Origin of the sequence: Paraglaciecola sp. (assembly GCF_051252315.1) — a bacterium.
Taxonomy (GTDB): domain Bacteria; phylum Pseudomonadota; class Gammaproteobacteria; order Enterobacterales; family Alteromonadaceae; genus Paraglaciecola.
Genome location: NZ_JBPOFP010000027.1, coordinates 1 through 25463 on the forward strand (window position 1 = coordinate 1; position 25463 = coordinate 25463).

Annotated in this window: 18 protein-coding genes; 9 read left to right on the forward strand and 9 right to left on the reverse strand. The window is 39.3% G+C overall.

Translation table 11 applies throughout. The annotated features are described in order from the left end of the window. The 7 genes from ACSHXM_RS07310 to ACSHXM_RS07340 all read left to right on the forward strand — a co-directional run. Positions 1-1668: Ig-like domain-containing protein (locus ACSHXM_RS07310; protein ID WP_435688095.1), on the forward strand; the 1668-nt coding region annotated here is incomplete at its 5' end. 96 nt (positions 1669-1764) lie between these two features. After that, complete coding sequence (locus tag ACSHXM_RS07315; protein ID WP_435688096.1) at positions 1765-3942, forward strand: type I secretion system permease/ATPase; 2178 nt, start codon at positions 1765-1767, stop codon at positions 3940-3942. Beyond that, complete coding sequence (locus tag ACSHXM_RS07320; protein ID WP_435688097.1) at positions 3939-5312, forward strand: HlyD family type I secretion periplasmic adaptor subunit; 1374 nt, start codon at positions 3939-3941, stop codon at positions 5310-5312. The genes ACSHXM_RS07315 and ACSHXM_RS07320 overlap by 4 nt, the downstream gene beginning before the upstream one ends. A 39-nt stretch (positions 5313-5351) precedes the next feature. Further along, the gene (locus ACSHXM_RS07325; protein WP_435688098.1) at positions 5352-6758 is read left to right on the forward strand and encodes a TolC family outer membrane protein; all 1407 of its coding nucleotides are present in this window, start codon (positions 5352-5354) and stop codon (positions 6756-6758) included. Then, positions 6751-7356, forward strand: a complete 606-nt coding sequence (locus ACSHXM_RS07330; protein ID WP_435688099.1) for an OmpA family protein — start codon at positions 6751-6753, stop codon at positions 7354-7356. Before ACSHXM_RS07325 ends, ACSHXM_RS07330 begins: the two co-directional genes overlap by 8 nt. A gap of 15 nt (positions 7357-7371) precedes the next feature. Further along, positions 7372-8082 carry a transglutaminase-like cysteine peptidase gene (locus ACSHXM_RS07335; RefSeq protein WP_435688100.1) on the forward strand — a complete coding sequence of 237 codons (711 nt, stop codon included), beginning with the start codon at positions 7372-7374 and terminating at the stop codon, positions 8080-8082. Positions 8083-8086: 4 nt separating this feature from the next. Further along, positions 8087-10009, forward strand: a complete 1923-nt coding sequence (locus ACSHXM_RS07340) for a bifunctional diguanylate cyclase/phosphodiesterase (RefSeq protein ID WP_435688101.1) — start codon at positions 8087-8089, stop codon at positions 10007-10009. An 87-nt stretch (positions 10010-10096) separates the two neighbouring features. Here ACSHXM_RS07340 and pmbA read toward each other — a convergent pair whose 3' ends face one another. Continuing rightward, positions 10097-11422: a metalloprotease PmbA gene (gene pmbA, locus ACSHXM_RS07345; protein ID WP_435688102.1), complete on the reverse strand. Its 1326-nt coding sequence runs from the start codon at positions 11420-11422 to the stop codon at positions 10097-10099. A 119-nt stretch (positions 11423-11541) separates the two neighbouring features. Here pmbA and yjgA point away from each other — a divergent pair, with 119 nt between their 5' ends. Next, the gene (yjgA, locus tag ACSHXM_RS07350) at positions 11542-12081 is read left to right on the forward strand and encodes a ribosome biogenesis factor YjgA (protein ID WP_435688103.1); all 540 of its coding nucleotides are present in this window, start codon (positions 11542-11544) and stop codon (positions 12079-12081) included. 7 nt (positions 12082-12088) lie between these two features. Then, positions 12089-14500 (forward strand): Ig-like domain-containing protein, encoded by a 2412-nt coding sequence (locus ACSHXM_RS07355; RefSeq protein ID WP_435688104.1) that lies wholly within the window; start codon positions 12089-12091, stop codon positions 14498-14500. A 25-nt stretch (positions 14501-14525) separates the two neighbouring features. Here ACSHXM_RS07355 and tldD read toward each other — a convergent pair whose 3' ends face one another. The 8 genes from tldD to ACSHXM_RS07395 form a co-directional block, all read right to left on the reverse strand. After that, positions 14526-15968: a metalloprotease TldD gene (gene tldD / locus ACSHXM_RS07360; RefSeq protein WP_435688105.1), complete on the reverse strand. Its 1443-nt coding sequence runs from the start codon at positions 15966-15968 to the stop codon at positions 14526-14528. Next, the gene (locus ACSHXM_RS07365) at positions 15961-16788 is read right to left on the reverse strand and encodes a carbon-nitrogen hydrolase family protein (protein WP_435688106.1); all 828 of its coding nucleotides are present in this window, start codon (positions 16786-16788) and stop codon (positions 15961-15963) included. The genes tldD and ACSHXM_RS07365 overlap by 8 nt, the downstream gene beginning before the upstream one ends. Continuing rightward, on the reverse strand, positions 16781-20680 hold the full coding sequence (locus ACSHXM_RS07370) for a YhdP family protein (RefSeq protein ID WP_435688107.1): 3900 nt from the start codon (positions 20678-20680) through the stop codon (positions 16781-16783). Before ACSHXM_RS07370 ends, ACSHXM_RS07365 begins: the two co-directional genes overlap by 8 nt. 45 nt (positions 20681-20725) lie before the next feature. After that, positions 20726-22189, reverse strand: coding sequence for a ribonuclease G (gene rng, locus ACSHXM_RS07375; protein WP_435688108.1), 1464 nt, complete (start codon positions 22187-22189; stop codon positions 20726-20728). Then, positions 22179-22748, reverse strand: a complete 570-nt coding sequence (locus ACSHXM_RS07380) for a Maf family protein (RefSeq protein WP_435688109.1) — start codon at positions 22746-22748, stop codon at positions 22179-22181. The genes rng and ACSHXM_RS07380 overlap by 11 nt, the downstream gene beginning before the upstream one ends. 4 nt (positions 22749-22752) lie before the next feature. Further along, positions 22753-23229: a rod shape-determining protein MreD gene (mreD, locus tag ACSHXM_RS07385; protein ID WP_435688110.1), complete on the reverse strand. Its 477-nt coding sequence runs from the start codon at positions 23227-23229 to the stop codon at positions 22753-22755. Further along, on the reverse strand, positions 23226-24086 hold the full coding sequence (gene mreC / locus ACSHXM_RS07390) for a rod shape-determining protein MreC (RefSeq protein ID WP_435688111.1): 861 nt from the start codon (positions 24084-24086) through the stop codon (positions 23226-23228). The genes mreD and mreC overlap by 4 nt, the downstream gene beginning before the upstream one ends. 162 nt (positions 24087-24248) lie before the next feature. Beyond that, on the reverse strand, positions 24249-25292 hold the full coding sequence (locus ACSHXM_RS07395) for a rod shape-determining protein (protein WP_235310888.1): 1044 nt from the start codon (positions 25290-25292) through the stop codon (positions 24249-24251). Positions 25293-25463 lie beyond the last annotated feature (171 nt).

Here is a 25463-nt window from a genome sequence, read left to right on the forward strand (position 1 = left end):
CCGAGTTTTGAATACACCTTATTTGATGGCACAGATGATGACACAGCAGATGTCACTATTAACGTCACACCAGTGAATGATCCTCCGGTAGCGGAAGATGATTCTTTTACAGTAAACGAAGGTGCAACAGTAACTGGCAATGTGATCACCCATAACGATGGTGACGGCGTGGTAGACCATGATGGTGGAGACGGTGCCACACTGACAGTGACCCATGTTAATGGGGCAGCGTTAGTGTTTGATGTAGTGACAGGTTTTGCAACGGTAGCGATTAAAGATGGCACCTTGTTAATAGCCGAAAACGGTAGCTTTAGTTACGCCCACAATGGTAACGATCCTATTGGCGCATCACCGAGTTTTGAATACACCTTATTTGATGGCACAGATGATGACACAGCAGATGTCACTATTAACGTCACACCAGTGAACAACCCACCAGTAGCCGAAGATGATTCTTTTGATGTAAATGAAGGGTCTACTGTTTCAGGAAATGTTATTACCCATAACGATGGTGATAATGTTATTGATACTGACGGCGGTGATGGCGGCACTCTTAAGGTTACACAGGTCAACGGTAGTGATTTAGTCTTTGATGCTGCTGATGATGATTATGCCACTTTGACGATAATAGATGGCGTTGTTACTCCTATATCGTCAGTCGACGTTTTGTTATTTAATGGTGCAACAGATAATGGAATATTGCGAATTAATGCCGACGGAGATTTTACTTATGAAAATAAAGGTTTCCTTGCAGGTTCTACTCCACCTAAATTTGACTACACTTTAAGTGACGGCACAGATACAGATATAGCTGATGTGTCGATAAATGTTATAGCTAACGCTCCTATTGCCAATGATGACGCTAGTGGTTTTGTATATAGTGATGGAAATCCAAGGACAATTTCAGGCAATACAACTGGTTTAGGACGAGGTAGCTCAGGTGATGTTAGAGATGACTTTGGTTCAGATGGTTCTGGTTCTCCAGCACTTTTGCAAGTTGAATATCTAGGAGTGACACATACACTCGATGCGAGCCATACTTCAAGTAATCGCTTAGAAATATCTACCGATGTTGGTAGTTTATTTATTGATAATACAGGTGGATATCAATTTGTTGAAGCTGGACTAGAGTTAGGTGATTTCCCAGTAACCGCAGGTAATCGAGAAGATATTGTTTTAACCTTCGAATATACAATTCAAGATGGGGATTCTTTAAACGGTGATTTATCTTCGGCTGATTTGACTATCACTATATCGCCGCCTGCTGATGCACCAGTTCCAATTGGTTTATCTAATGATTTGGATTTAGATATTTATTTAAACCAAGGCGATACAATTAATACCGACTTTGACGTACAAGCTTTTGCACTCAATAATGATATTTCGGGTACGAACCCAACACAGCAGTATGACCTAACTAACATATTGTTAGATGGTGATGTTGGTAGGTTGGAAAAATATCTAGAAGTGAAAAGTAATTACGATAACTCCCGAGTACAGCTAGAAAACGAATTTGATAACAACAAATCGGATTCTGAAGAAGCAAGTGAATATGCTGCTAAAACTGTGACAAATACGCTGTTAGCGGATGGAGCGATTATTATCAGTGATGTAGCAGCTTCCACTAGCACTTCAAGCGCTGAGTTAGACTCCCAAGATTTGTTATAGTAACATTTGTCTTATACACGTGATTTTACATAACACCTTTAGTCTCCACTAAATGTGTTATGTTCTACATGTTTGTTTTAAGGAATCTGAATCTCAGTGCAATCCTCTGATAACCCCTCAAGTCCACAATGGTTGATTAACGCCTCCCAGCGATTAACGTCTGATCCATTATTAGATTGTTTAGTTTTATTGACAGAGCATTTTGGTGATCCTTGTTCATCGGAAGCGCTAACGGCAGGTTTACCTTCAACCGCTAATTACTTGTCTCCTGAACTTTTTCCTCAAGCCGCTTCTCGTGCAGGACTCAGTGCCAAACTTGTACGTAAAGGGCTAAACGAATTACCCAAAATGTTATTGCCTTGTATTCTGATGTTAAAAGATCAGCAAGCCTGTGTATTACAAGAATTAAACCTCGAACAAAACAATGCAATAGTGACCTTGCCTGAAACCGGTGGCGAAGAAAAACTAACAATTGAAGAATTAGAATCTAGTTTTGTAGGTTACATATTTCTTATTAAGCAGCAGTATCGTGGTGATAGGAATTTTGACGTACATATCCATGATTCAAAACAGCATTGGTTATGGCAACACATAAAAGATGCCACACCTATCTATAGGGACGTACTTATCGCCTCTATCATGGTTAATATATTTGCTCTCGTTTCCCCTCTATTTGTCATGAATATCTATGACAAAGTGGTTCCAAATCTAGCGTTTGAATCTTTATGGGTCTTAGCCATTGGTGCTTCGATTGCCTACATTTTTGATTTTATATTAAAGCAATTGCGTGGCTACTTGATTGATGCCGCAGGTAAAAAAATTGATATAGAAGTCTCAGCTAAATTATTTGCTAAAGTTATAGGTGTGCCTTTGGAAAAACGTGCCGCGAGTATTGGTGGCTTGGCAAAACAAATTACGGAATTTGATAATGTAAGAGAGTTTTTTTCGTCGGCTACCATTACTGCACTAGTCGATTTACCGTTTGCACTCTTATTTATGTTTTGTATTTGGTTAGTGGCCGGTGACCTGGTGTTGTTTCCTGTGATTGCTTCAGTACTTATCATTGCATATACATTATACAAGCAACCAAAACTTAAAGCTGCCATTGAAGAAAGTAATAAATTTTCTAGCTTACGTCATGGTCATCTGATTGAAAGTTTAGGGGCTTTAGAGTCTATTAAAGCCAACGGTGCCGAAGGCATTGTGCAAAACTCCTGGCAACAAATGATTGGCCATAGCGCTACCTGGTTATTAAAATCAAAAATGATTACTAACTCAGTGGTTAACCTTGCTAGTTTTATGGTTCAGGTTTCTATTATTGGGGTGGTGGTTTTAGGCGTATATCGTGTTGCAGATAACTTGATTTCTATGGGCGGTATTATTGCAGTAGTCATGTTAACGGGACGGGCCATTTCTCCAATAGCCAAATTAGCGGGGTTAATGACTCGTTCGAATCAAACATTTAGTGCTTTGAGACAACTAGATGGATTAATGGAGAAAGAAGGGGAATTTGAAGATAAAGCTCACTTACCCAGTCGCCCAAAACTTGCCGGTAATATCTGTGCTGATAATGTAAGTTTTACCTATCCAGATGTTCAAAAAACAGTATTACAGCCTATGTCAATCGACATAAAACAAGGCGAAAAAATTGCTATAGTGGGGCGAAATGGCTCAGGCAAAACAACGTTAGCTAAATTATTATTGGGCTTGTATCAACCTACAGATGGCAGCATTCGGTTTGATGGATTAAACCACCAACAAATACACCCTAGCGACCTTCGTCGCAATATTGGTTACTTGCCACAAGATATCACCTTATTTCATGGCACTATTCGAGATAATATTTTATTCGGCACTAAACAAGTTACCGAATATCAATTAATTCGAGCCGTACAATTGTCAGGTGTGAATGCTTTCACAGACAAGGACTCTCTTGGCCTTGATCAACAAGTAGGTGAAGGCGGTAGCACTTTATCGAGAGGACAGAGGCAGTCGATTGCGTTAGCTCGCGCAATTTTAAATACTCCACAAATATTGTTGTTAGATGAGCCTACTGCTAGTTTAGACGCTAGAGCAGAACAGCAGTTCAAACAATCAATTAGTGCGACTTCCAAAGACCGCACATTGTTATTAATTACCCACAAGACCGAATTATTGTCATTAGTCGACAGGATTTTAGTGTTAGACAATGGAAAGTTAGTGTTAGATGGACCTAAAGAAGTGGTGCTACAACAGTTAAATGGTGCTAAAAATAATTCGGTGAATAATTCATGAAAATCAGTCAAAAAGATTTAGAAATGGCTGATGATGTGTATGGAGCCATGCTAACTGAAGTGCCAAGTTTGCATCGATTAATCATATGGTCCATGGCAGGTTTATTAGTGAGCTTTATTATTTGGGCTTATTTTTCTAAATTAGATCAAGTGACATCGGGCACAGGTAAAGTGATTCCTTCTTCGCAGATCCAAGTCATCCAAAGTTTAGACGGAGGCATATTACAAAAGTGGTTTGTACAAGAAGGCATGCAGGTTATAAAAGACCAGCCTATAGCTAGAATTGATGACACTCGTTTTCGGTCAGATTTTGCGGAACAAAAACAAGAAGTGGATAGTCTTCGAGCTAATATCATTCGTTTAAGGGCTGAGTTATCGAGTATTTTAGTAGGTGATGATGAAGACTGGAAAGTGCAAATAGAAGTAAAGAAGAGCACTCCGGTTTTTCCAGACGACTTAAATATAAATGCAGAGTTCATGGTTCAACGTCAACAAGATGAGTACTCAAGTCGACTCGATAACTTAATAAATCAGTTAGCCATACAAGGCGAACAAATACGTCAGAGAGAACAAGAAATAACCGAACTTAAATCTAAAATTAATACGCTGGATATTAGTTATAAGTTGGCCAAAAAAGAACTGGCACTCACTCGTCCCTTGGCTGAAAAAGTCATAGTTTCAAAGATTGAATTGTATAAATTAGAACGCAGTGTCAATGACCTAAAAGGTGAGTTAGGTGCAGTGCGTTTGTTGTCACCCCAATTAAAATCAAGCTTGCAAGAAGCTAAATTAACCCGGTTAGAGACAGTATTATCTTACCGTAGTGAAGTCAGAGCTCAACTTAACGAACTACAAAATAACCTATCTCGGATTAACGAGTCGCAAGTGAGTGCGCAGGATAAAGTAACTAAGGCTCTCATTTTGTCTCCGGTAGTTGGTACGATTAAAACAATTCATGTTAATACCTTAGGTGGAGTGGTAAAGTCTGGTGAAACGATTGCTGAAATCGTGCCAACCGAAGACACCTTAATGGTTGAAGCTAAGATTAAACCAAGAGATATAGGATTTATTTATCCAGGTTTACCGGCTGTGGTTAAAATTACTGCCTATGACTTTGCGCGATATGGAGGGTTAACAGGTAAGGTAATGCATATTAGTGCCGATACTACTCAAGATGAGGAGGGTAATAGTTTTTACCTGATTCGAGTGCAAACCGCTGCTTCAAGTATAAAAAACAAACAAAATGAAGAAATGCCTATCATCCCGGGCATGATGGCGAATGTAGATGTGATAACTGGACAGCGTACCATTTTAGAATATATTTTAAATCCGTTACTGCGGGCGAATGAAGCTGCGTTACGGGAACGGTAAAACACCAATAATAACTAATAATAAAAATATGGAATTTCTATGAAATTAGCTGGATTAGTTAACAGCGTAAAGATAGTAACCTGCTCCTTATGTGTTTCTTTGATACCTTTATCAGAGACTTATGGTCAGAGCTTAGAACAAGCTGTTGCACTTGCTTTGGATACTCACCCTGATATTCGTCAGGCTTTTGCTCGATTTAAATCAAAGGAAGAAGACGTTAATCGTGCTTCATCAGGATACTTACCTACAGTAGATATAACCGCAGGTTATGGATACGAGTATACCGATAGTCCTGGTATTAGGCGCTCTTCGTTAGGTTTTGACGACGGCACAACAGAACTCGCTCGAGGGGAGTTTGGTGTCAGTCTTAGGCAGATGTTATTTGATGGTATGTTTACTAGCCATGAAGTTAAACGGACCAAATATGAAGCAAGTGCAGAACAATGGGCATTGATTAGTAGTGCTGAAGACTTAGCTTTAGCTGTTAGTCAGGCTTATTTAAATCATCTAAAAAATCAGCAATTAGTGACTTTGTCTGAAAAAAATGTGGCCTCTCATCAACAGATATTTAATCAAATAAAAGAGCGGACTGACTCGGGGGTTGGCAGCATAGCTGACCTTTCACAAGTAACAGGTCGACTTGCGCGAGCACAATCTAATTTGATATCGGCCCGCAATAACTTGCGAGATGCTCGAGCACAATTTATTAGCCTCACTAACATCACTCCTGATGATTTAGTGATGCCAGTACCAGACGCAGATATGTTACCTAAAGATAGTGCTAGTGGATTAATATTTGCCATAGAGCACCATCCAATTATCAAGTCAGCGAGACAAGATATCAAAGCTGCGCAAGCTTATGGTGGCTCAGTGAAAGCAAATTATTATCCTAAATTGTCGTTAGAGCTTGGCGCTAATGCCGATAATGACTTGGCTGGGGAAAGTGGATTAAATAGATCGGGTCCAGATGTAGGTGGTCATAGAAATGATTTAACTGTGATGCTGCGAATGCGTTACAACTTGTATTCAGGTGGTAAAGATGCGGCCTTGGAACGGGGAGCGGCGTATAAAACTATCGAAGCGAAAGAAATAAATTACCGAGCTCATAGAGAAGTAACAGAAAGTTTTGGTCTCGCCTGGAATGCGTATGAAATGTTGGGATTACAGAAAACATTTATCCAACAACATGTTGAAACGTCAAAAGATACTCAGTCTGCATATGAACAACAATTCAATTTAGGACAAAGATCTTTACTGGATTTGTTAGATACTGAAAATGAGCTTTTTCAAGCACGTACAGATTATTTAGATGCCAACTTTGATGAACGAAGTGCAAGATACAGGTTATTAAATGTGACAGGCCAACTGCTTGATTCATTGCGAGTCACCCGTTCGGAAAAGTGGCAAGGTGAGCATGATTATGAGCAAGGAGTCGACCATGAATAAGTTATTGGTGTTAATTTGTAGTGGTGCTCTATTAAGTGCTTGCGCTGGAACTAACATAGTTAGTTTAGAATCTAGTGTAAAACAGTTAAAAGATTTAAGAGACCATGATCGTGATGGTGTTATTGAGGCTCGAGAAAAGTGTGATAACACAGTATTAGGCGCCTCAATTGATAACTATGGCTGTGGCACAAGAAAAACCTTAATAGAACCACTAAAAGTAGATGTTAAATTTGCCCATAACTCATACGAGATCCCATCTTCGGCCTATTCTCAAATTCAACGTTTAGCTGACTTTTTAAATAAAAATGCAGAGTTACAAGTTTTGATTGAAGGGCATACCAGTAAAGTTGGCAGCGTTGAGCTCAACCAAAGGTTGTCAAAGAATAGGGCTAAGGCAGTGGAAAATGTATTGGTAGAAAACTTCAACATTGCGACCGAGCGAGTTTCGTCTGTAGGATACGGTTTTGAGCGTTTAGCTGATCCTGCTGATACTGAAGTAGCTCACAGCACTAATCGCCGAATCATGGCTGAGTTAAGTCATACCGTAAGTGTCGATGACATGATTTGGACTATTTACACTGTTGACCAAACCCAGTAGTGACTAGGGAGTAATATGAGGAGCAGCCGTTTTAAAACAGTAATGTTATTAAAAAAGCCTGTTTGTCTATTACTCCTATTGATGACATTTTTGACGGCTCTTTATGCTGATTCTACTACTCCTCTTAATAGCTCTAAAATATTAGCCGCATTAAAAACCAGTTACGGAGACCGAGCCGAAAAAAGAGGGAATGCTTGGTTTCAATTGATGGAATCCAATGCCAATTTACCAGAAAATCAGACATTGGAGAAAGTGAACCGTTTTTTTAATATGTTTCACTTTGTTGATGATATTAAGCTTTGGGGGGTTAATAACTACTGGGCTACTCCCGTGGAGTTTATTGGTGCAAACGGCGGAGATTGTGAAGACTACTCGATTGCAAAATATTTTACTCTTTTGGAATTGGGTATAGCGGATGAAAAAATGCGGATTACTATGGTAAAGGCCCTCAACCTTGATCAATATCATATGGTGCTAGCTTATTATGACACCCCTGCTTCAATCCCTTTGATTTTAGATAATATAGATGGTGAGATTAAACCCGCCACTAAACGGAACGACCTGATACCCATATATAGCTTTAACGGAAGCCAATTGTGGCTCAATAAGGAGCTTGGGCGTAGTGTTCCTACAGGAAAGTCCTCTCGCTTAAAACGTTGGAGAGATTTACGTCAACGAATAAACACAGCAAAACTCAAGCAACCTAAACTTAAATTGGAGTTTTAAAGTAATGACCTTATTTCGACAAATTAACTCGTTATTATTTGGACTATTTTTACTAGTCATGATCAGTTTAGTGTATTTTCAGTTCACTCAAGCTCGAGATTTTATGGACAGACAAATGGAGTCCGATCTCAATAATACTATGACTTCTTTAGGTTTAATGTTGCAACCGCACATTGAAACCGGAGATATGGTAACTGCTGAGACTTTAGTTAATGTCATTTTTGAGGGCGGTTTTTATCGTAAGGTTACATTGAAATGGTTAGCTGATGATAAAGAGCAAGTATGGGAAAATCCCGTTGTAATTGAAGGTGTACCTAAGTGGTTAGTGGGACTTGATTTATTTGCTATGCAAAAGAAGAAAAGTGTTATTACCTCTGGTTGGATGCAGCTGGCCACACTAGAGGTTGAAGCTCATCCGGCTTTAGGTTATCAGCAATTATGGAGAGTGATGAATGACACAGTCATGATTATGTCACTGCTGTTTATCATTAGTATATTTGTTCTTAGAAACCGGTTAAATCGTATTTTAAAACCTTTACACGACATCGCATTACAAGCAAAAAATATCGGTCAGCGTAAGTTTGGTGAGAGCATTACAACACCACAAACTACAGAACTAAAAGATGTAGTAGGTGCTATCAATTCAATGTCTGGTCAGTTAAAACAAGTTTTTTCGACTCTAGATCAAGAGGTAAGTGAATTAAAGGGTGACAAATTAGTCGATCAAGTATCTACATTACCTAATCGTCAATACTTAAATGCTCAAATTAACAACTGGTTAAATGAACCTGGGTTTGGAGGGCTTATTTTAGCTCAATTTGATTGGTTAGAAGAGATTCACGCAAAATATGGATATCGAGGACGAGATCAAATAATTCACGCATTATCTTCTAGAATGCAGGAAGAATTACCCCAAATATCCGAAGGCGTTATCGCTAGGATTGCCAATACAGAGTTTGCATTTTTGCTGACTAATGCTGAGCAACATCAAATTGAAAGCTATCTACAAACTTTAATTCGGATCATTAACCAAGAGATAACAAAGGCTGGCTGTGTCGCTAATAGCCAGTTTTCTATAGGTGTTAGTCAACGAATTGCCGATATGCAAGCCTCGGATTTATTGTCTCAATCGGATAATGCATTACAACAAGCTCGTATTGAAGGAAAAATCAGTCATTGGATTGATGCTCAACAAACACAAAAATATAGTCGAGAGCAATGGCGATCTAAGTTAGTCGATGCGATTGAAAATAATCATTTCATTTTTCAATGGCAGGCTATTACCGATATGAACTCTAGCGAGGTTATTCAGCGAGAGCTATATTGTCGTTTGAATATTGACCAAAAGGTAGTCAGTGCAGCAGAGTTTATGCCTTTTATTGAGTTATTCGATCTAGGTAGTCAACTTGATAAATGTTTATTAGAAAATATTAAAAATCAAAATATTTTAAAGTTAAGAGCTCAACCAGTGGCCATTAACTTGACTTATAATAGTATTCAAGACGCTGATTTTATTAACTGGCTAAAAACATTCTTGGCCAGTTCAGATAATAATAATCAAATCTTATTTGAAATATCAGAGTCTTCCTTAGTTCGTTCTCTAGAGCAATGTCAGACCATTTTTGCATTAATTCAATCTTCAGGAGCTAAAGTAGGCATTGACCAATGTGGGCGACAAATTGGTTCTTTAGATTATTTACAAACCTTACAACCTAATTATATTAAATTAGATCAATCTTTTGCATTTTACGATAAGTTAAATCAAGGTAATGAGATGTGTCGCGCGTTAACTAATGTGGCTAAAGGTTTAAATATTGAAGTGATAATTACTGGTATTGAAAACTCAGATCAATTAAAACGCTTTGCTTCTTTAAGAGCCAATGGTTATCAAGGATATATTTCGGCTCCAGAAGATATTCCCATTTAACAGCAAATATCAATACATTCTGACAACTCTAAACATGAATTTGTTAAATAAGAATCATGTTTAGAGTTGGATCTTAAGCTGCTTTTGTTAATCGCCAGCTACTTGCATGCTTTCAATCAATACAGAGCCTGTTTGTACACTGCCACGTGTTTCTGGGATCTCGCCTATGGCAACGATATTTTTCAGCATGTCGGCTAAATTTCCGGCAATGGTTATTTCGTGCACGGGATATTGGATTTCACCATTTTCAACCCAAAAGCCAGCTGCGCCACGAGAGTAGTCACCGGTCACAATATTCACGCCCTGGCCCATTAATTCTGTGACTAGCAATCCAGTGCCTAATTTTTTTAACATGGCCTGATCAGAGTCACCGGTATTTTTAATAAACCAGTTATGTATTCCGCCAGCGTGCCCTGTAGTTTGCATTTTAAGTTTACGGGCGGAATAACTGGTTAATAAATATTGGTTAAGAATACCACCAGTAACAATTTCTCTGTCTTGGGTGATTACGCCTTCATGGTCAAACGGTGAACTCGCAAGGCCGGATAAAATATGTGGACGTTCTGATATATCAAACCAATTAGGTAATACTTGTTTGTCTAAGTGATCTAATAGAAATGACGATTTACGATATAAACTGCCGCCACTAATTGCATTAATAAAATGGCCAAATAATCCTGAAGCAATTTCTCGATGAAACAAAACGGGCACTTTACATGTTTTTACTTTGCGTGCACCTAGTCTATCGAGTGTACATTGTGCTGCGTCACGGCCTATTTTTTGCGGGCTATCTAATAATTGGGCATTACGGTTAACTGAATAGGCATAGTCTCTTTGCATGTCACCGTCTTGCTCACCAATAACAACACAACTCAAACTGTATCGGCTACTGTTGTACCCTGCATTAAATCCATGGCTATTGCCATACACTTTAGTGCCAATATTGGCGTTGTAAGACGCACCATCCGAGTTATTAATCCTAGGGTCAACATCGAGGGCACTGGCTTCAGCGGCAATTACTTGTTGAATCGCTAATTCTGTATCTAATTCTGTTGGATGAAATAAATCTAAATCGGGGTAATCAAAAGCCATTAAGGCTTTATCGGCCAGTCCAGAACAATCATCTTCACTGGTATATTTGGCGATTTCTATGGCTTTTTCAACGGTCAGTTTTAATGCACCTGGAGATAAATCTGCAGTAGAAGCGCTGCCTTTTTTCTTACCTTGGTATACGGTAATCCCTAAACCACCATCATTTGTAAACTCTACGGTTTCGACCTCTTTTAAGCGCGATGATACGGCAATTCCTTGCACTTTTGACATGCTGGCTTCAGCTTGAGTTGCGCCTTTTTCCTTAGCTAAAGATAATACATCTTCTACTATATTTTGAATTTCAGATAATTGTTGCTGCATAAATCCTTCGTGTTCTAACGCCGCATTGGGCTGAGAATAGCGCTTGAGCTAAATGTGTATAGTTTATTGACGCTTTCAAGGTTACAATCTTGGGTTAGTGTATCACTAAAGATAAAGACATGGTTGCTCCAAGAAAAAACAAAGACGTTGAAGAAAGTTTCGACATAGAAGAAGACATAGAGTTTCTGAGTAAAACTCAAATTAAAGCGCAAGCCAATGCCCTGCAAAAATTGGGTATTTCGTTAGTCGATTTAGGTGCCTCTGAGTTAGCAAAAGTCCCACTAGATAGTGAGTTACTTGACGCAATAATGTTAGCCAGAAAGATTTTAAGGAAAAAAGAAGGGTATCGACGACAATTACAATTAATTGGTAAATTAATGCGTAGTCGGGATGTTGTGCCGATAGAACAAGCTTTATTAAATATTAAGTCGGCTCATAAAAAAGCGAATAATGCATTTCATAAAATTGAAGAATTACGAGATGACATGATCGCGCAAGGTGATGAAAAGATTGAAGCTACCTTAGCCGAAGAACCTTTGTTAGATCGACAGAAGTTAAGGCAACTTGTTCGTCAGGCTAATAAGCAAAAAGCGGAAAACAAACCGCCTAAAGCATCAAGAGAACTGTTTAAGTATTTAAAAGAAATCATGATTGGATAACTAAAATATGCATTTAAAAAACTCTTCATTTTTTTCAGCTTTATTAATTACATTTATACTGATTAGCTGCGGGGGAGGAGTTTCAGGTGAAAATGGCGATGACCCATTTGGTTCTGATAATAATCAAAATGATGAATATGAGTTAACCGTATCTGTATTAAATGCACAATGTGAATTGGTTTCTGAAGCAAGTTTTGTTGCCGGCGAAACTTTGTGTGTTCAAGCGAAATTAAGTCACTCCAACAGTTCCATTAGTGGAAAGATAATCACTTTTAGTTCTGAGCTAGGCGAATTGTCAACAGCCAGTAAATTGACTAATGCTAATGGTCTTGCTGAAATATTTCTTAGCAGCGATACAGGTATTATTGGTGCATCTACGCTAAGCGCTGAATTTGAATCTGTTATTGTAGATATTAATTATGAGTTTTTAACACCTAATGTTGAGAACATAGGTTCACCTGTTATTAATCTAGTGTTACTTAAAAATGGTCAAGCTACCAATCGATTTAGTTCAAACGAGCAGGTTTTATTACAAGCTACCTTGCTCGACCAAGAAGGTAATGGTTTGCCAGATCAGATCGTTAGCTTTACTGCTGGCAGAGGTCTGTTAAATACTAATGATGCGTTGACTAATAGTCAGGGTGTTGCTGATGTCATCTTGTCAGCTTCCGATACCGAACTGGGAGCAGCTACAGCAACGGCAAATGTTACTTATAATGAAACAGACCTAGTCAATCAACTGAACTTCGAAATTCAGCCCGTTGATCATATTCCGCAACAATCTATAAGAGCTGGTCGAATTGATCAAGATGGTGATTTTATAGAGGGGGAAATTGGGATGAGTGTTGCCGGTGATGACGCAGAGATTAGTGCCGGAGCCACTTTAGGTCTATCCGTGGTGTTAATCGATGAAAATGGTCAACGAGTATTAACTCAAACCCCTATTAGTTTCACCTCAACCTGTGTTGCCACAGGTGCCGCAACCATAGATGAAGTAGTGAATACTATTAATGGGATAGCTCAAACTACTTATGAAGATATAAGTTGTGCTGGCAGTAATGGAAATATTGATACGGTTGTTGCTTCTGTGGTGATCAATAATTCAACAGTTTCTTTAACCCGTCCCATCACTATTCAAGCTGAGTCTATAGGCTCTATTGGTTTTGTTTCAGCACAGCCCAGTGAAATAGTGTTGCAAGGAACGGGTGGACAAAATAGCCAAACAATCTCAACATTGGTTTTTAACGTCACTGGTGCGTTAGGCAATCCCCTTTCTCAGCAAGAAGTCACATTCTCATTAAATACTGCGGCAGGCGGTTTAAGTTTGTCTCCAGAATCCGGAATAACTAATTCACAAGGTCAAGTGAGTACCCGAGTTACTTCTGGCAGTGTGCCCACTTCAGTCAGGGTAACGGCTGAAATTACGACTGACACAGATGATGTCATTAGAACTCAGTCTGATTTATTGTCTGTTAATACGGGCTTGCCTGATCAAAATAGTATGAGTTTAGCAATAAGTAATTTTAATCCGGAAGCTCATAATATTGATGGTGAAACGGTTAGTGTGGTTGCAAGACTTGCCGATACGTTTAATAACCCTGTGCCAGATGGTACATCCGTTAGTTTCACAAGTGAGGGGGGAACCATTGAGCCCAGCTGTATTACAGAAAATGGTACTTGTAGTGTGGTTTGGACAAGTGCTAACCCAAGGGTAGACGATCATCATATTACCATTTTAGCGACAGCTATTGGGCACGAAACCTTGCTCGATGCTAATGGCAATAACATTTTTGATGATATGGATGGTGGAGCACTTACTGCTCCAGTGGGCTCAGAGCAAACGGGTTTTATTGATATGTCAGAAGCGTGGCGAGATGACAATGATGATGGAAAGAGAGATCCTGCTGAAATATTTTTAGACTTTGATAATGACCAAGAGTATGACGGCCCAGACGGATTATTTAATGGCCCTCAATGTCAATCTGATACTTTATGTGGTGAAGGTATCCATCAAACACTTCATGTACGCCAATCAGCTTTTATGACTATGTCTAGTTCGTGGGCAAATTGGAGCGTGTATCAAGGTGAAACCTTGGTGTTTAATGATTCAGATTCCACTAAAGTGCTTCAAGTAGAAAATGGTAACACAGAAGAAATCTACCTCGTTTTCACCGATACTGCAGGACGGGTCATGCCAAGTGGTACCTTAGTCGGTATTTTAGATTCAGAAAACCAGGTAGACAATGTGATATTTACTGTACCTAACAGGACAAAATTTTCTGAAAATGAATTAGGTCATAAGGTGCGCTTAATCCAAATTGATAACTCATTGGGCGATGTTTCTAATTTGGCTTTGTCTTATGTTATTGAGTCACCTTCAGGAAAAAGAACCTTAATTGAATTTATTGTAAATGAGTAAAGTTAATTAAGGTTGTTCACTTGATTTAAGCAGTACCGCCAACGGTTAACTCATCCACTTTAAGTGTGGGTTGACCGACACCTACGGGAACACTTTGCCCGTCTTTACCACAGACACCAACGCCATTATCTAAGGATAAATCATTACCAATCATAGATATTTTTTGCATGGCTTCTGGTCCATTACCAATTAAGGTAGCACCTTTTATTGGAGCTGCTATTTTACCTTTTTCAATCAAATAAGCTTCTGAAGTCGAGAATACAAACTTGCCTGAGGTGATGTCTACTTGGCCACCACCAAAATTAGGTGCATAAATACCTTTGTCGATTGAAGCGATGATTTCTTCTGGTTCAAATTCGCCACCCAACATATAAGTATTGGTCATACGAGGCATAGGTAGGTGAGCATAGGATTCACGTCGCCCATTTCCCGTAGCTTTTACTCCCATTAAACGGGCATTCATTTTGTCTTGCATGTAACCTTTTAGAATACCGTCTTCAATGAGTACGTTATATTGGGTAGGAGTGCCTTCATCGTCAACACTTAAGGAGCCACGTCGATTAGCTAAGGTTCCATCATCTACTACAGTGCAACCTTTAGCGGCAACCTGTTCTCCGATTCGGCCACTGAAGGTTGACGCTCCTTTGCGGTTAAAGTCACCCTCTAATCCATGCCCAACTGCTTCGTGCAGTAACACGCCTGGCCAACCACTGCCTAGAACGACTGGCATTTGCCCTGCCGGAGCCGGAATAGCCTGCATGTTAATACGTGCCATATGAATGGCCTCGTCAGCAATTTGTTGGTATCTAGGTCGATCATCTTCTTGGGCTTTAAAGTAATCGTAAGCGTAACGTCCTCCTGCCCCTGAACTGCCTCTTTCTCGTCTACCGTCTTGCTCCATAAGAACAGAGCAATTGAGTCTAATTAAAGGGCGGATATCGGTACAAAATGTGCCGTCAGTGGCTGCGATAAGGATTTCTTCATATACACCACTAATACTGACAACGACTTGCGTTAATGCGGGTTCTTGTTGGCGAATGTATTCATCCACTAAACGTAACAAAGCAATTTTTTCTTGATCTTGCATGCCCAGTATAGGGTTGTCAGATGAATAACGACTATTTGTGGTTGAGGCACTTAATGGCGTGATTTTATGTTTTCCACCTGCTGCAGATATGCTGCGAGACGCCTTCGCAGCTTTAAACAAAGAATCCGGTGAAATGTCATCCGAATAGGCAAACCCTGTTTTTTCTCCATTTACGGCACGTACACCTACACCACGCTCAATGTTGTAGCTACCTTCTTTGATAATGCCATCTTCTAACACCCAGGTTTCGTGTTGGCTAGATTGAAAATATAAATCCGCATAATCAGTATCATGAACATAGATGCTTTCAAGCGCTGATTCTAAGGTCGAGCGAGTTAGGTCGGATGCGGTAAGTAAGTTATCTTCTACCAAATTAGACAAGGTGACTCCTGAATTTGTTGTGCTGATGAACAGGCATTTTAGTGCGGATATCAGTCAGTAATGTGTGATCAATCTGGGCTGTGATGGTGCCTGTTTTTTCTGATAATTCAGTTAATACATCGCCCCATGGAGAGATGATACAGGAGTGGCCATAGGTTTGTCGCTGATTTACATGTTTACCGGTTTGATTTGCTGCTACTAAGTAGCATTGGTTTTCGATGGCCCTAGCTCTTAATAAGCTAACCCAATGTGCTTGGCCTGTTTTTTGAGTAAATGCAGCGGGTAGAGCTAATACATCTAATGGTGCAATTTGATTCATGGCACTAAACATTAAAGGAAACCGAATGTCATAACAAACGGCTAAGCCTAAATTTCCAAAAGGTGTATTTACTACTGCTAACTTGTTACCTGCTTGTGTGTATCGAGATTCAAAGTAAGTTCCTGTATTGTCGCTAATCTGAACATCAAATAAATGTATTTTTTGATACTCCTCGACTAACACGCCTTGGTCATTAAACAATAGGCTAGATGCCGTATATTTATCACGAATATCGCATAGTAAAGGAAAGCTCCCCGCTACAATCCACACGTTATATTTTTGAGCGAGCTCAGATATACGCCTTTGTACCGGGCCACTATTTTTATCTTCAGCGATTTGTAATATGGAAAAATCATCTCCACCGAAACAGGCAAAACACTCAGGTAAAACAACCAAACAAGGTCTGGTAGCTGTTAAGGATTGTAATTGTTGTTCTACAAATTGTAGATTTTCACTGACATCTGGAGTAGAAGTCATTTGAATAGCAATGATATTAGCCATTAATGGGGTGCTCGGTAGGAACTAATAAACTGACAGGCTCTACTAACTTACTGTCGACAGGGAATAAATCTGGTTCACCTTGCTCAGGCTGTTTGGGTTTAGCTTGAGCAGGCAAGCTGACTTCTTTGCTATCACGACCTAATTCTTTTAATTGAGGTGAATCTAGCGTGCCGGTTAATGAAAATTTGATGTTCGATATGACTTTAGCTGAGGTTAACACTTGGTCTAATGCGAGAGCTGCCAACGCTGTTGCTGGGTTAACCATCCATGCGACTATAACCGGTAAACTTGACGTTACTTTAGGGGCAAACTCAATTTGGTAATTTAGTTGTTGTGCGGTTAAATCAGTGTAACCGCGCATAGTAATTTCACCCGCTCCCCCGTCAACTATGGTGTCTTGTGTATCAGCTACACCATCTTGTATTTGGAAGCTTCCATCAATTTTGTCGTAAAAGAACCCCTTGGCAAATACATCTCTAAAATCTAATGTGAGCTTTCTTACTAAAGATTCTAAACTCAGTAGACTAAATATTCTGGAACCTTTATCTGTTACTTCAGTTAAATAACCGTCACTTAAATGCCAATCCACTTTGCCATGTAAGGAGTCAAAATTAAATTCATAAGGAGCGCGTTGCCAACTTATGTCAAAAGTAGAAGAAGCTTCTGAATCTTTAATACCTGAGTCAAATTGAAAACCCTTTAAAAATGCCCCAAAATCCGAACTGGTAAAATCACCTTTTAGCCTAGTACTGCTTTTGTTTTTAACTAAAAACCAATCGCCTTCACCATTAAATAAGCCATAGTCATTTTTAAGGCGAACATTGTCTATACGCATGCCAGTAGCAGCTCTAGATAAACCAAAATCGACCTTGCCTAAGTCATGGTCTAAATATCGGCAACGTGCGCATGAAAAATTAATGGGGGGCAAAGAGTCTAAGTCAGGGGAGAATTTGGGTTCTTCAGTTTCTTTATTTTCTTCGCCTTCGGAATCAATTGATTGCCATTTCGCGAGCTGAATAAAATCGGCATTAATATTAACGCCTTTAGCTAACCAATCTTTATATAAAGCAATTTCCATTCGGGCTTGTTTAGCATTGATGTCTAATAACCATGAATCACTGGTATTTTTGGCTACCATATCTAAGTTAGTTAGTTTTTGAGAAGCGACAATAGCGTTATCAGCGTTAATGAAAATTCTCTTGGGAGCTTCAAGTAAGGGTTTAGTATTCTCAGGCATATCACTGATTAAACTACTAATGGTTTGATACCATTGGCTAACGTCAATATGAGCTAACTTAGCTGAAATACTGAAGCCTAACCCCATGCCAATAATGTCAGATTCGCCAATGGCTAAATGTGCCCTAGAAAACTGCATATCTTGATGAGGTAAATTGCCATTAAATTCTATTTCATCCCCCAATTTAGCCTTAATTGAAGAAGCCTGTTGATTACCTTGGCTGGTAATATTCAGTGGCATTAAGTCATTACTAGTTTTAGCAAAAGGAGCTGGAAGGCTAGAGGTTAAGGTTTGTAAATTGCTGTTTATAGCCGCTGAATACATATATCCACTGCTCATTAATGTTAGGTCAATAGTTGCATTCCAAGGGCTACTTCCAGCTACATAGGGTATTAGATTAGGGAAATATTCTTCAAGCAGTGGGGAGACTTGCCAGTCACCATTTAAGTCAATATCTGCTTGATAACCTTGTTCTTGTTGAGCACCTTTAAACGAAACCAACACATCTTGATTCAAGAGTAAGGCCTGCATGTTAGTAAAATTAACCTGATCATTAGTAAATTCAGCGACACCTATTGCTTTTTCTAAGCTTAGATTTAAGTTGGGGATATCAACCTGGTTTTCTGCGAGTATCACTTTCCCTTTGGCAATGACATCTTGACCACTCAAAGGAATATGTAGATTTAAACCTGTTTCTAACTGTCCACTAATTTGTACTTGTTGTAGAGTATGGCCTAAGGAATCTGCCAAATTAGACTGCAGCATTAGTTCTGTGACGTCTTCTCCTAAAGCACTCGCTTTAGCGTCGATAGTTAAAATAGCGCCATTTGATAAAGTTGGGATTAGAGCTGACATGTTAACAAGTGAAACGTCTAACAATGTGCCTTTTTGGCTGCTCATATGTAGACTTTCATTTTCAAACAATAATTCAATATCTAGATCGGTTAAAGCAGGCCATTCAGGAGAAAATTTTAGTTCGCCTTGGTTTATTTCGACATTCGCTTGAAATATCCCTTGGTCTTGTTTAAACGGAAACGCGCTAAGAGAGCCATGCCATAACAAGCTGGCATCGACGATTTCTCCACCCCTCAAAGATTCTATTAAATAGTTTCTTGTTTCTTTGCCCATTAAATCTACAGGATATAACCTGTCTAAAGTTGTCACATCTACTGGTTCTATTTGGGCGCTAAAAGAAAGGTGTTTATCTTCACTGCGATATTGGAAATTAGGCGATAATGTCACTAGATCGCTTTTGAACAAGGCATTTTCAGTGGTAATTGTGAAATTATTTTCATTGCGTTGAAGGTACATGTCCATGAAGAAGCGCTGGTATTCGATATCTTCTACGAGTGTGTCGTTTATGGCTAAATTACCTGCTTTACTTTTTAACGAGACTAAGCCATTTCCGTTAAACCACTTAACCCCAGCTTCAATGTTTTGAAGTCCTGGAATGCCCGCTGTTTGTTGCCAACCAATGCCATCTAATGTCGCTTCTATCGCCATATCACCTGAAGCTGAACGGTTAATTTGTAGTGAATTTAACTGCGCTTCGGGTTTTAGTGCAGCAATACTTGACAGGCTTTGTTCATCTAATATTAAGGGTAAAAGATCTAATAATGGTGATAATGCTAGTGTTTGATCATGTTGTAATAATAAGTTGCCATCTTTGGATATATGGGCTGCCCAGTCGCTCGATAGAACATCATCATTAATTTGTAGGGCTAAGTTGTTTAGATTAAATAACCAATCTTGTTGGCGTGGGCTAGCACTTATTTGGCCACCTAATACTTCTGCTTTGATTTCCCCATTCGGTGTTTGCCAAGCAAATCGACTATTAGATAAGTCGAGTTGAACAGAGTCTACTTTATTGTTTCCAATTGCCGCCCACATGACAAAACTTCCACGACTTTCAACCAATTCATGTGGGGTGACTAACCACTGGTTGACCCATGGAGATAGGTCGACTTCCTCTCCTTTAGCGAAAAACGTACCGTTTAAAGTATGTTGATCACCATACAGATCTAAAATGAATGACGAAGAATTTTTGGCAATCTCTTCAATTTGTAATTGCCCCACACCTTGGTGATGTTGGTCTTTGTTAACCCAAGAAACTTGGTCAATGAGTACGACTTGTTGGTCGTTAGGGGTGTTTAAAATGATTTTACTATCACTAATTGAAAATAATTGGAGTTGTTGCAGAAACAGTTTTTCTAGCGCATCTATTATTGGATATTCAGATTCTTCTTGGCCTAATGAAGCTAAAGCTAAGGTCAGCTCTAATCCTTCTAAATCAAACTTGTTAGCTTGAATTTGTTTAGCCATTACAGATTGCCAAAAGTCGACTTCTATTGAGGTTTCAGCAATACGAAGTGTTACTGGAGAAGATCCTGTTTGGGCAAGCTCTAAGTCTTTTAATACGATAGCAGGACCGACACCTTGCCATTTTGCTGTAATAGTTCCTATATAGATTTCAGTCCCCACTTGTTGTGACAACCACTGTTCTAGATAGTGTTTTTGATCATTCATGTAGGGCAGAGAATAACGCACTATACTCAGAGCAACCGCGATCACAACTAAACTCAGGGCAATTAATGTCCAGAGTTTTTTGACCATATAGGCCACATAAAATGATGCTGACTTAGACTCTTTTTTCACGTTTATTTCTACTTTTTTATGTAAACAACTTTGTTCACATCACTTTTACATCATGACCACATCAAACTTATCTTGGCTGTACAAAGCTTCTGTATGCACATTGATTTGTTTGGTCACAAAAATTTCTAACTCAGCTAACATGTGAGACTCTTCGCCAAGCAGCGCTTCTACAACTGCTGGAGAGGCGTAAACTACAAACTTGTCGGCATCATAAGCTCGATTGACTCGTACTATTTCTCGCATTATTTCAAAACACACTGTTTCGACTGTTTTAACTGAACCCCTACCTTTACAAACAGGGCATTCTCCACATAAAACGTGCTCTAGGCTTTCACGGGTGCGTTTACGGGTCATTTCGATTAACCCTAAAGCAGTAAAACCGTGAATATTAATTTTTGCTCTATCTTTGTTCGAAGCAACCTCTAAGCTGTGCATGACTCGACGTTTATGATCTTCTTCAGACATATCAATAAAATCGATTAAAATCATGCCTCCTAAATTTCGTAACCTTAGCTGGCGAGCAATGGCTTGGGTTGCTTCAATATTAGTATTAAATATAGTCTCTTCTAAATTTCTGTGGCCAACAAAAGCCCCTGTATTAATATCGATTGTGGTCATTGCTTCGGTTTGATCGATAATCAAGTAACCACCCGATTTTAAATCTACACGTCTTTCTAACGACCGTTGGGCTTCATTTTCAACATCATATAAATCAAAGATAGGTCGATCGCCAGGGTAGTATTCTAATAGGCTATTTAATTCTGGCGCGTATTCTTTGGTGAAATGTTGTAACTCATTGAAAGATAGTTTGGAGTCAATACGAATTCTATCTAATTCTGTGCCAACGAAGTCTCTTAAAACTCTTCTGGCTAAAGGTAAATCTTCATACAATATATGGGCTTTGTTTTTCATTCGCGAACGAATTTTTTCCCATAATCGACGCAGAAAATCTGCATCTTGAGTTAACTCTTGTGATTTAACCCCTTCAGCAGCTGTGCGTAAAATAAAGCCACCATGTTCACTACAAAACTCTTGTACTAGGCCTTTTAATCTTTCGCGCTCTTCTTCATCTTCAATTCTTTGGGAAACACCTACATGTTCAACACTCGGCATAAAAACTAAATAACGTGAAGGAATAGTGATATCTGTGGTTAAACGCGCACCTTTGGTACCAATTTGATCTTTAACTACCTGAACAACAATGTTTTGTCCGTCTCTTACGAGTTCTCGGATATCGCGTTTTTCTAAGTGGCTAGAAGAGACTTCTTCTTCTATCTCGCTATGTACGGCTATATCGGAAGCATGTAAAAATGCCGCTTTATCTAGGCCGATATCAACAAACGCGGCTTGCATTCCAGGCAACACTCGGCTTACTTTTCCACGATAAATGTTTCCTACTAACCCTCGTTTTGTATGTCTTTCAATATGAATTTCTTGCAAAATTCCATTTTCAATTAATGCAACCCGGGATTCAGATGGAGTAACATTAATTAGTAATTCAGCACTCATTTATCACCCCAGTTTCGATTAATAATTTTTTTGTTTCGTATAAGGGTAGGCCGACAACTGCGCTATAACTACCCTGAATTTGTTTCACAAATTGTCCACCTAACCCTTGAATACCATAACTGCCAGCTTTATCTTGGGGTTCACCTGTTTGCCAATACCAATTAATCTCGTCTTTGCTTAGAGGGGCAAAAGTAACAAGAGTTTCAACTAGAACTGAATTTTGTTGTTTGCCTTTTGTAACAGAAACAGCGGTTAACACCCTGTGAGTGCTGTCGGATAACATATTTAACATACGACAGGAGTCCTGTTGATCTGCAGGTTTACCTAAAATCTCATTGTTAGCGACTACCACTGTGTCTGCACCTAGTACCCAATTATCTGATGATGTATTGTCGCTACCTTCTTGAGACTTTTGTTGAGCCATACGTAATACATAGTCGAGAGAATTTTCGTTGGCGTACGGTGTCTCATCAATGTTGGCGGAAGATTGCTGAAACTTTACACCTATTTGAGATAGTAGTTCCGCTCTACGTGGAGATTGTGAGGCTAAAATCAACATAAATTTAGTGCAATCTTAATTGGCGTCGCACTTTACGCAATAACCAAAACAACCAAGGCCACATGACGATTGAACTAGCAACTGGCCATAAATAATCGAATAAAAAGTAAATATCAGTGACTAAATGTTGTAGCCAAAAAACCACTAGATTATATAACGCATTCAAAACGCCGATAATTATTGATTGTTGCCAAACAGAGTAATTACGTAAACGTTGATAATTGGCAGCTAAAACGTAAATACTTAAACACAAAGCAAAGCTATGAATGCCCATACTTGTGCCAAGTAATATGTCTAAAATTAAGCCGGTAAAAAAAGCCACACCAACATTCACTCGGTTAGGTAATGCTAATACCCAGTAACTTAATACAAGCATAACCCAGTCTGGACGATATAAATCGACTATGGCCGGCATGGGCATTATTTGCAGAACAAGTGCCGCGATAATACTTAATGCAATTGAGTAGTTACGTAAACTCATTTGTCTGCACCCTCAACGACAATATTGTCTTCAGCTCGTTGATTAGACCATAACACGAGTAAGTACTTTAGCCGGTCTAGTTGAGCGATAGGTTTAGCTAACACTTGGGCAAAAGGTCGACTTTCATCTCTTACGATAGAGCTAATGGTTGCCACAGGGTAGCCTTCTGGAAATACATTGCCTAACCCTGAAGACAATAATAAATCTCCAACTTTAAGTTCATTGCTGTGAGGAACATGGGGAATGAACAGCTCTCGTAGACTACCTGAACCAGAAACGACTAGTCGCACATTATTTCGTGCAACCCGAACAGGTATCGCATGGGTGACATCGGCTAGCAGTAACACGCGACTATTTGTTGAGCTTACTTGCAGAATTTGGCCTACTATACCCTTGTCGTCTAAAACAGGTTGGCCTTCGTATATGCCATGTATAGCCCCTTTATTAATGACAATTTGGTGGCTATACGGATTGTTGTCTACCGCCATTAATTCAGCGACTAATCTTTCATTATGATTTTTTACAGGTGCATTCAGTAGGCTGCGAAGACGCTCATTTTCTTTTTGCAGGAAGGTTAGACGTTGCAGTTTTTCGCTCATTAATACAGCATCGTGAGTTAATTGGGCATTTTCATTAAAGAGGCGTTCATGAGATACCAAACGGCTGGCACTGGCGTTTAACATTTCACCAGGTAGGTTAGCCAAATATTGCAAAGGGCTAACTAATGAATTTAGATACACACGTGTTGTGCCAAATCCATTAAGTTTGTGATCAAACAAAATGAGTGCAATCGATAAAAACAGCCCTAGCGCTAGGCGGCTTTGTAACGAAGGACCTCTAGAAAACATCAAATTCATTGTGTACCCATACTTCCTTAGAATAAGTGTTTCAGTGAGCGATAAATAACCAGCTTAGTTACATCTTGTGGCTGGTTTAGTATAAGACCCATCCGACAGGAACGATTGGGATAAATCGTTTAAAGGCAGCTTATCGCTGCCTTTATCAATCAGTATTAACTACTATTCGTAGCTAAATAAATCTCCACCGTGCATATCAATCATTTCAAATGCTTTACCACCACCTCTGGCTACACAAGTGAGAGGATCATCAGCAATAACAACTGGAATGCCGGTTTCTTCCATTAGTAAACGATCTAAGTCTTTTAATAAAGCGCCACCACCAGTTAATACCATGCCACGTTCAGAAATATCAGAAGCTAATTCTGGTGGAGATTGCTCTAATGCAACCATAACGGCAGACACAATACCTGTTAGAGGTTCTTGTAATGCTTCAAGTATTTCATTGCTATTTAAAGTAAAACCACGAGGTACACCTTCAGCCAAGTTACGGCCTCGTACTTCAATCTCTTTTACTTCTTCACCTGGGTAGGCAGCACCGATCTCATGTTTAATTCGTTCAGCCGTCGCTTCTCCAATTAGTGAACCAAAGTTACGACGAATATAAGAAATAATGGCTTCATCAAACTTATCACCACCAATTCTAACTGAAGAAGAATAAACAATACCGTTTAATGAGATGATTGCGACTTCAGTAGTACCGCCACCTATATCGACTACCATAGAACCTGTCGCTTCAGATACAGGTAAACCTGCACCAATTGCCGCGGCCATAGGTTCATCGATTAAATACACTTCACGAGCACCGGCACCTAATGCTGATTCTCGAATAGCACGACGTTCTACTTGAGTTGATCCACAAGGTACACAAACTAATACTCTTGGACTAGGTCGTAAAAAATTGTTGTCGTGAACTTGCTTGATAAAATGCTGGAGCATCTTTTCGGTGACATAAAAGTCTGCAATTACACCATCTTTCATTGGACGAATTGCTTTTATATTGCCAGGAGTTCTACCCAACATTTGTTTTGCTTCACGCCCTACTGCAGCCACACTTTTAGGGCCGCCAGCGCGTTCTTGTCGAATTGCCACAACAGAAGGTTCATTAAGAACAATGCCCTGATCTTTAATATAAATCAGTGTATTTGCTGTACCGAGGTCGATTGACAAATCATTAGAGAACATTCCTCGAAGCTTTTTAAACATGGAAAAACCGTATCCTGGTTGGTAATTAAGAAATATCCGTTAACTTTACCAATGCGCCTTGATTTCAGCAAGCATAGAGCTTCAACAAGGCAATAAAAAAGTGTGTTTTAGGGATTTTTTATCGATTATACGAATAAAGGGCTAAAAACGGAGGATTAAGTTGCACAAATA

Excerpts from the sequence above, each read along its gene's own strand:
- ACSHXM_RS07340 (WP_435688101.1), top strand. The coding sequence starts at position 8,087 with ATGACCTTATTTCGACAAATTAACTCGTTATTATTTGGACTATTTTTA.
- mreC (WP_435688111.1), bottom strand. The coding sequence starts at position 24,086 with ATGAATTTGATGTTTTCTAGAGGTCCTTCGTTACAAAGCCGCCTAGCG.
- ACSHXM_RS07355 (WP_435688104.1), top strand. The coding sequence starts at position 12,089 with ATGCATTTAAAAAACTCTTCATTTTTTTCAGCTTTATTAATTACATTT.
- ACSHXM_RS07380 (WP_435688109.1), bottom strand. The coding sequence starts at position 22,748 with ATGTTGATTTTAGCCTCACAATCTCCACGTAGAGCGGAACTACTATCT.
- ACSHXM_RS07335 (WP_435688100.1), top strand. The coding sequence starts at position 7,372 with ATGAGGAGCAGCCGTTTTAAAACAGTAATGTTATTAAAAAAGCCTGTT.
- mreD (WP_435688110.1), bottom strand. The coding sequence starts at position 23,229 with ATGAGTTTACGTAACTACTCAATTGCATTAAGTATTATCGCGGCACTT.
- ACSHXM_RS07395 (WP_235310888.1), bottom strand. The coding sequence starts at position 25,292 with ATGTTTAAAAAGCTTCGAGGAATGTTCTCTAATGATTTGTCAATCGAC.
- yjgA (WP_435688103.1), top strand. The coding sequence starts at position 11,542 with ATGGTTGCTCCAAGAAAAAACAAAGACGTTGAAGAAAGTTTCGACATA.
- pmbA (WP_435688102.1), bottom strand. The coding sequence starts at position 11,422 with ATGCAGCAACAATTATCTGAAATTCAAAATATAGTAGAAGATGTATTA.
- ACSHXM_RS07330 (WP_435688099.1), top strand. The coding sequence starts at position 6,751 with ATGAATAAGTTATTGGTGTTAATTTGTAGTGGTGCTCTATTAAGTGCT.
- ACSHXM_RS07365 (WP_435688106.1), bottom strand. The coding sequence starts at position 16,788 with ATGGCTAATATCATTGCTATTCAAATGACTTCTACTCCAGATGTCAGT.
- ACSHXM_RS07325 (WP_435688098.1), top strand. The coding sequence starts at position 5,352 with ATGAAATTAGCTGGATTAGTTAACAGCGTAAAGATAGTAACCTGCTCC.
- rng (WP_435688108.1), bottom strand. The coding sequence starts at position 22,189 with ATGAGTGCTGAATTACTAATTAATGTTACTCCATCTGAATCCCGGGTT.
- ACSHXM_RS07320 (WP_435688097.1), top strand. The coding sequence starts at position 3,939 with ATGAAAATCAGTCAAAAAGATTTAGAAATGGCTGATGATGTGTATGGA.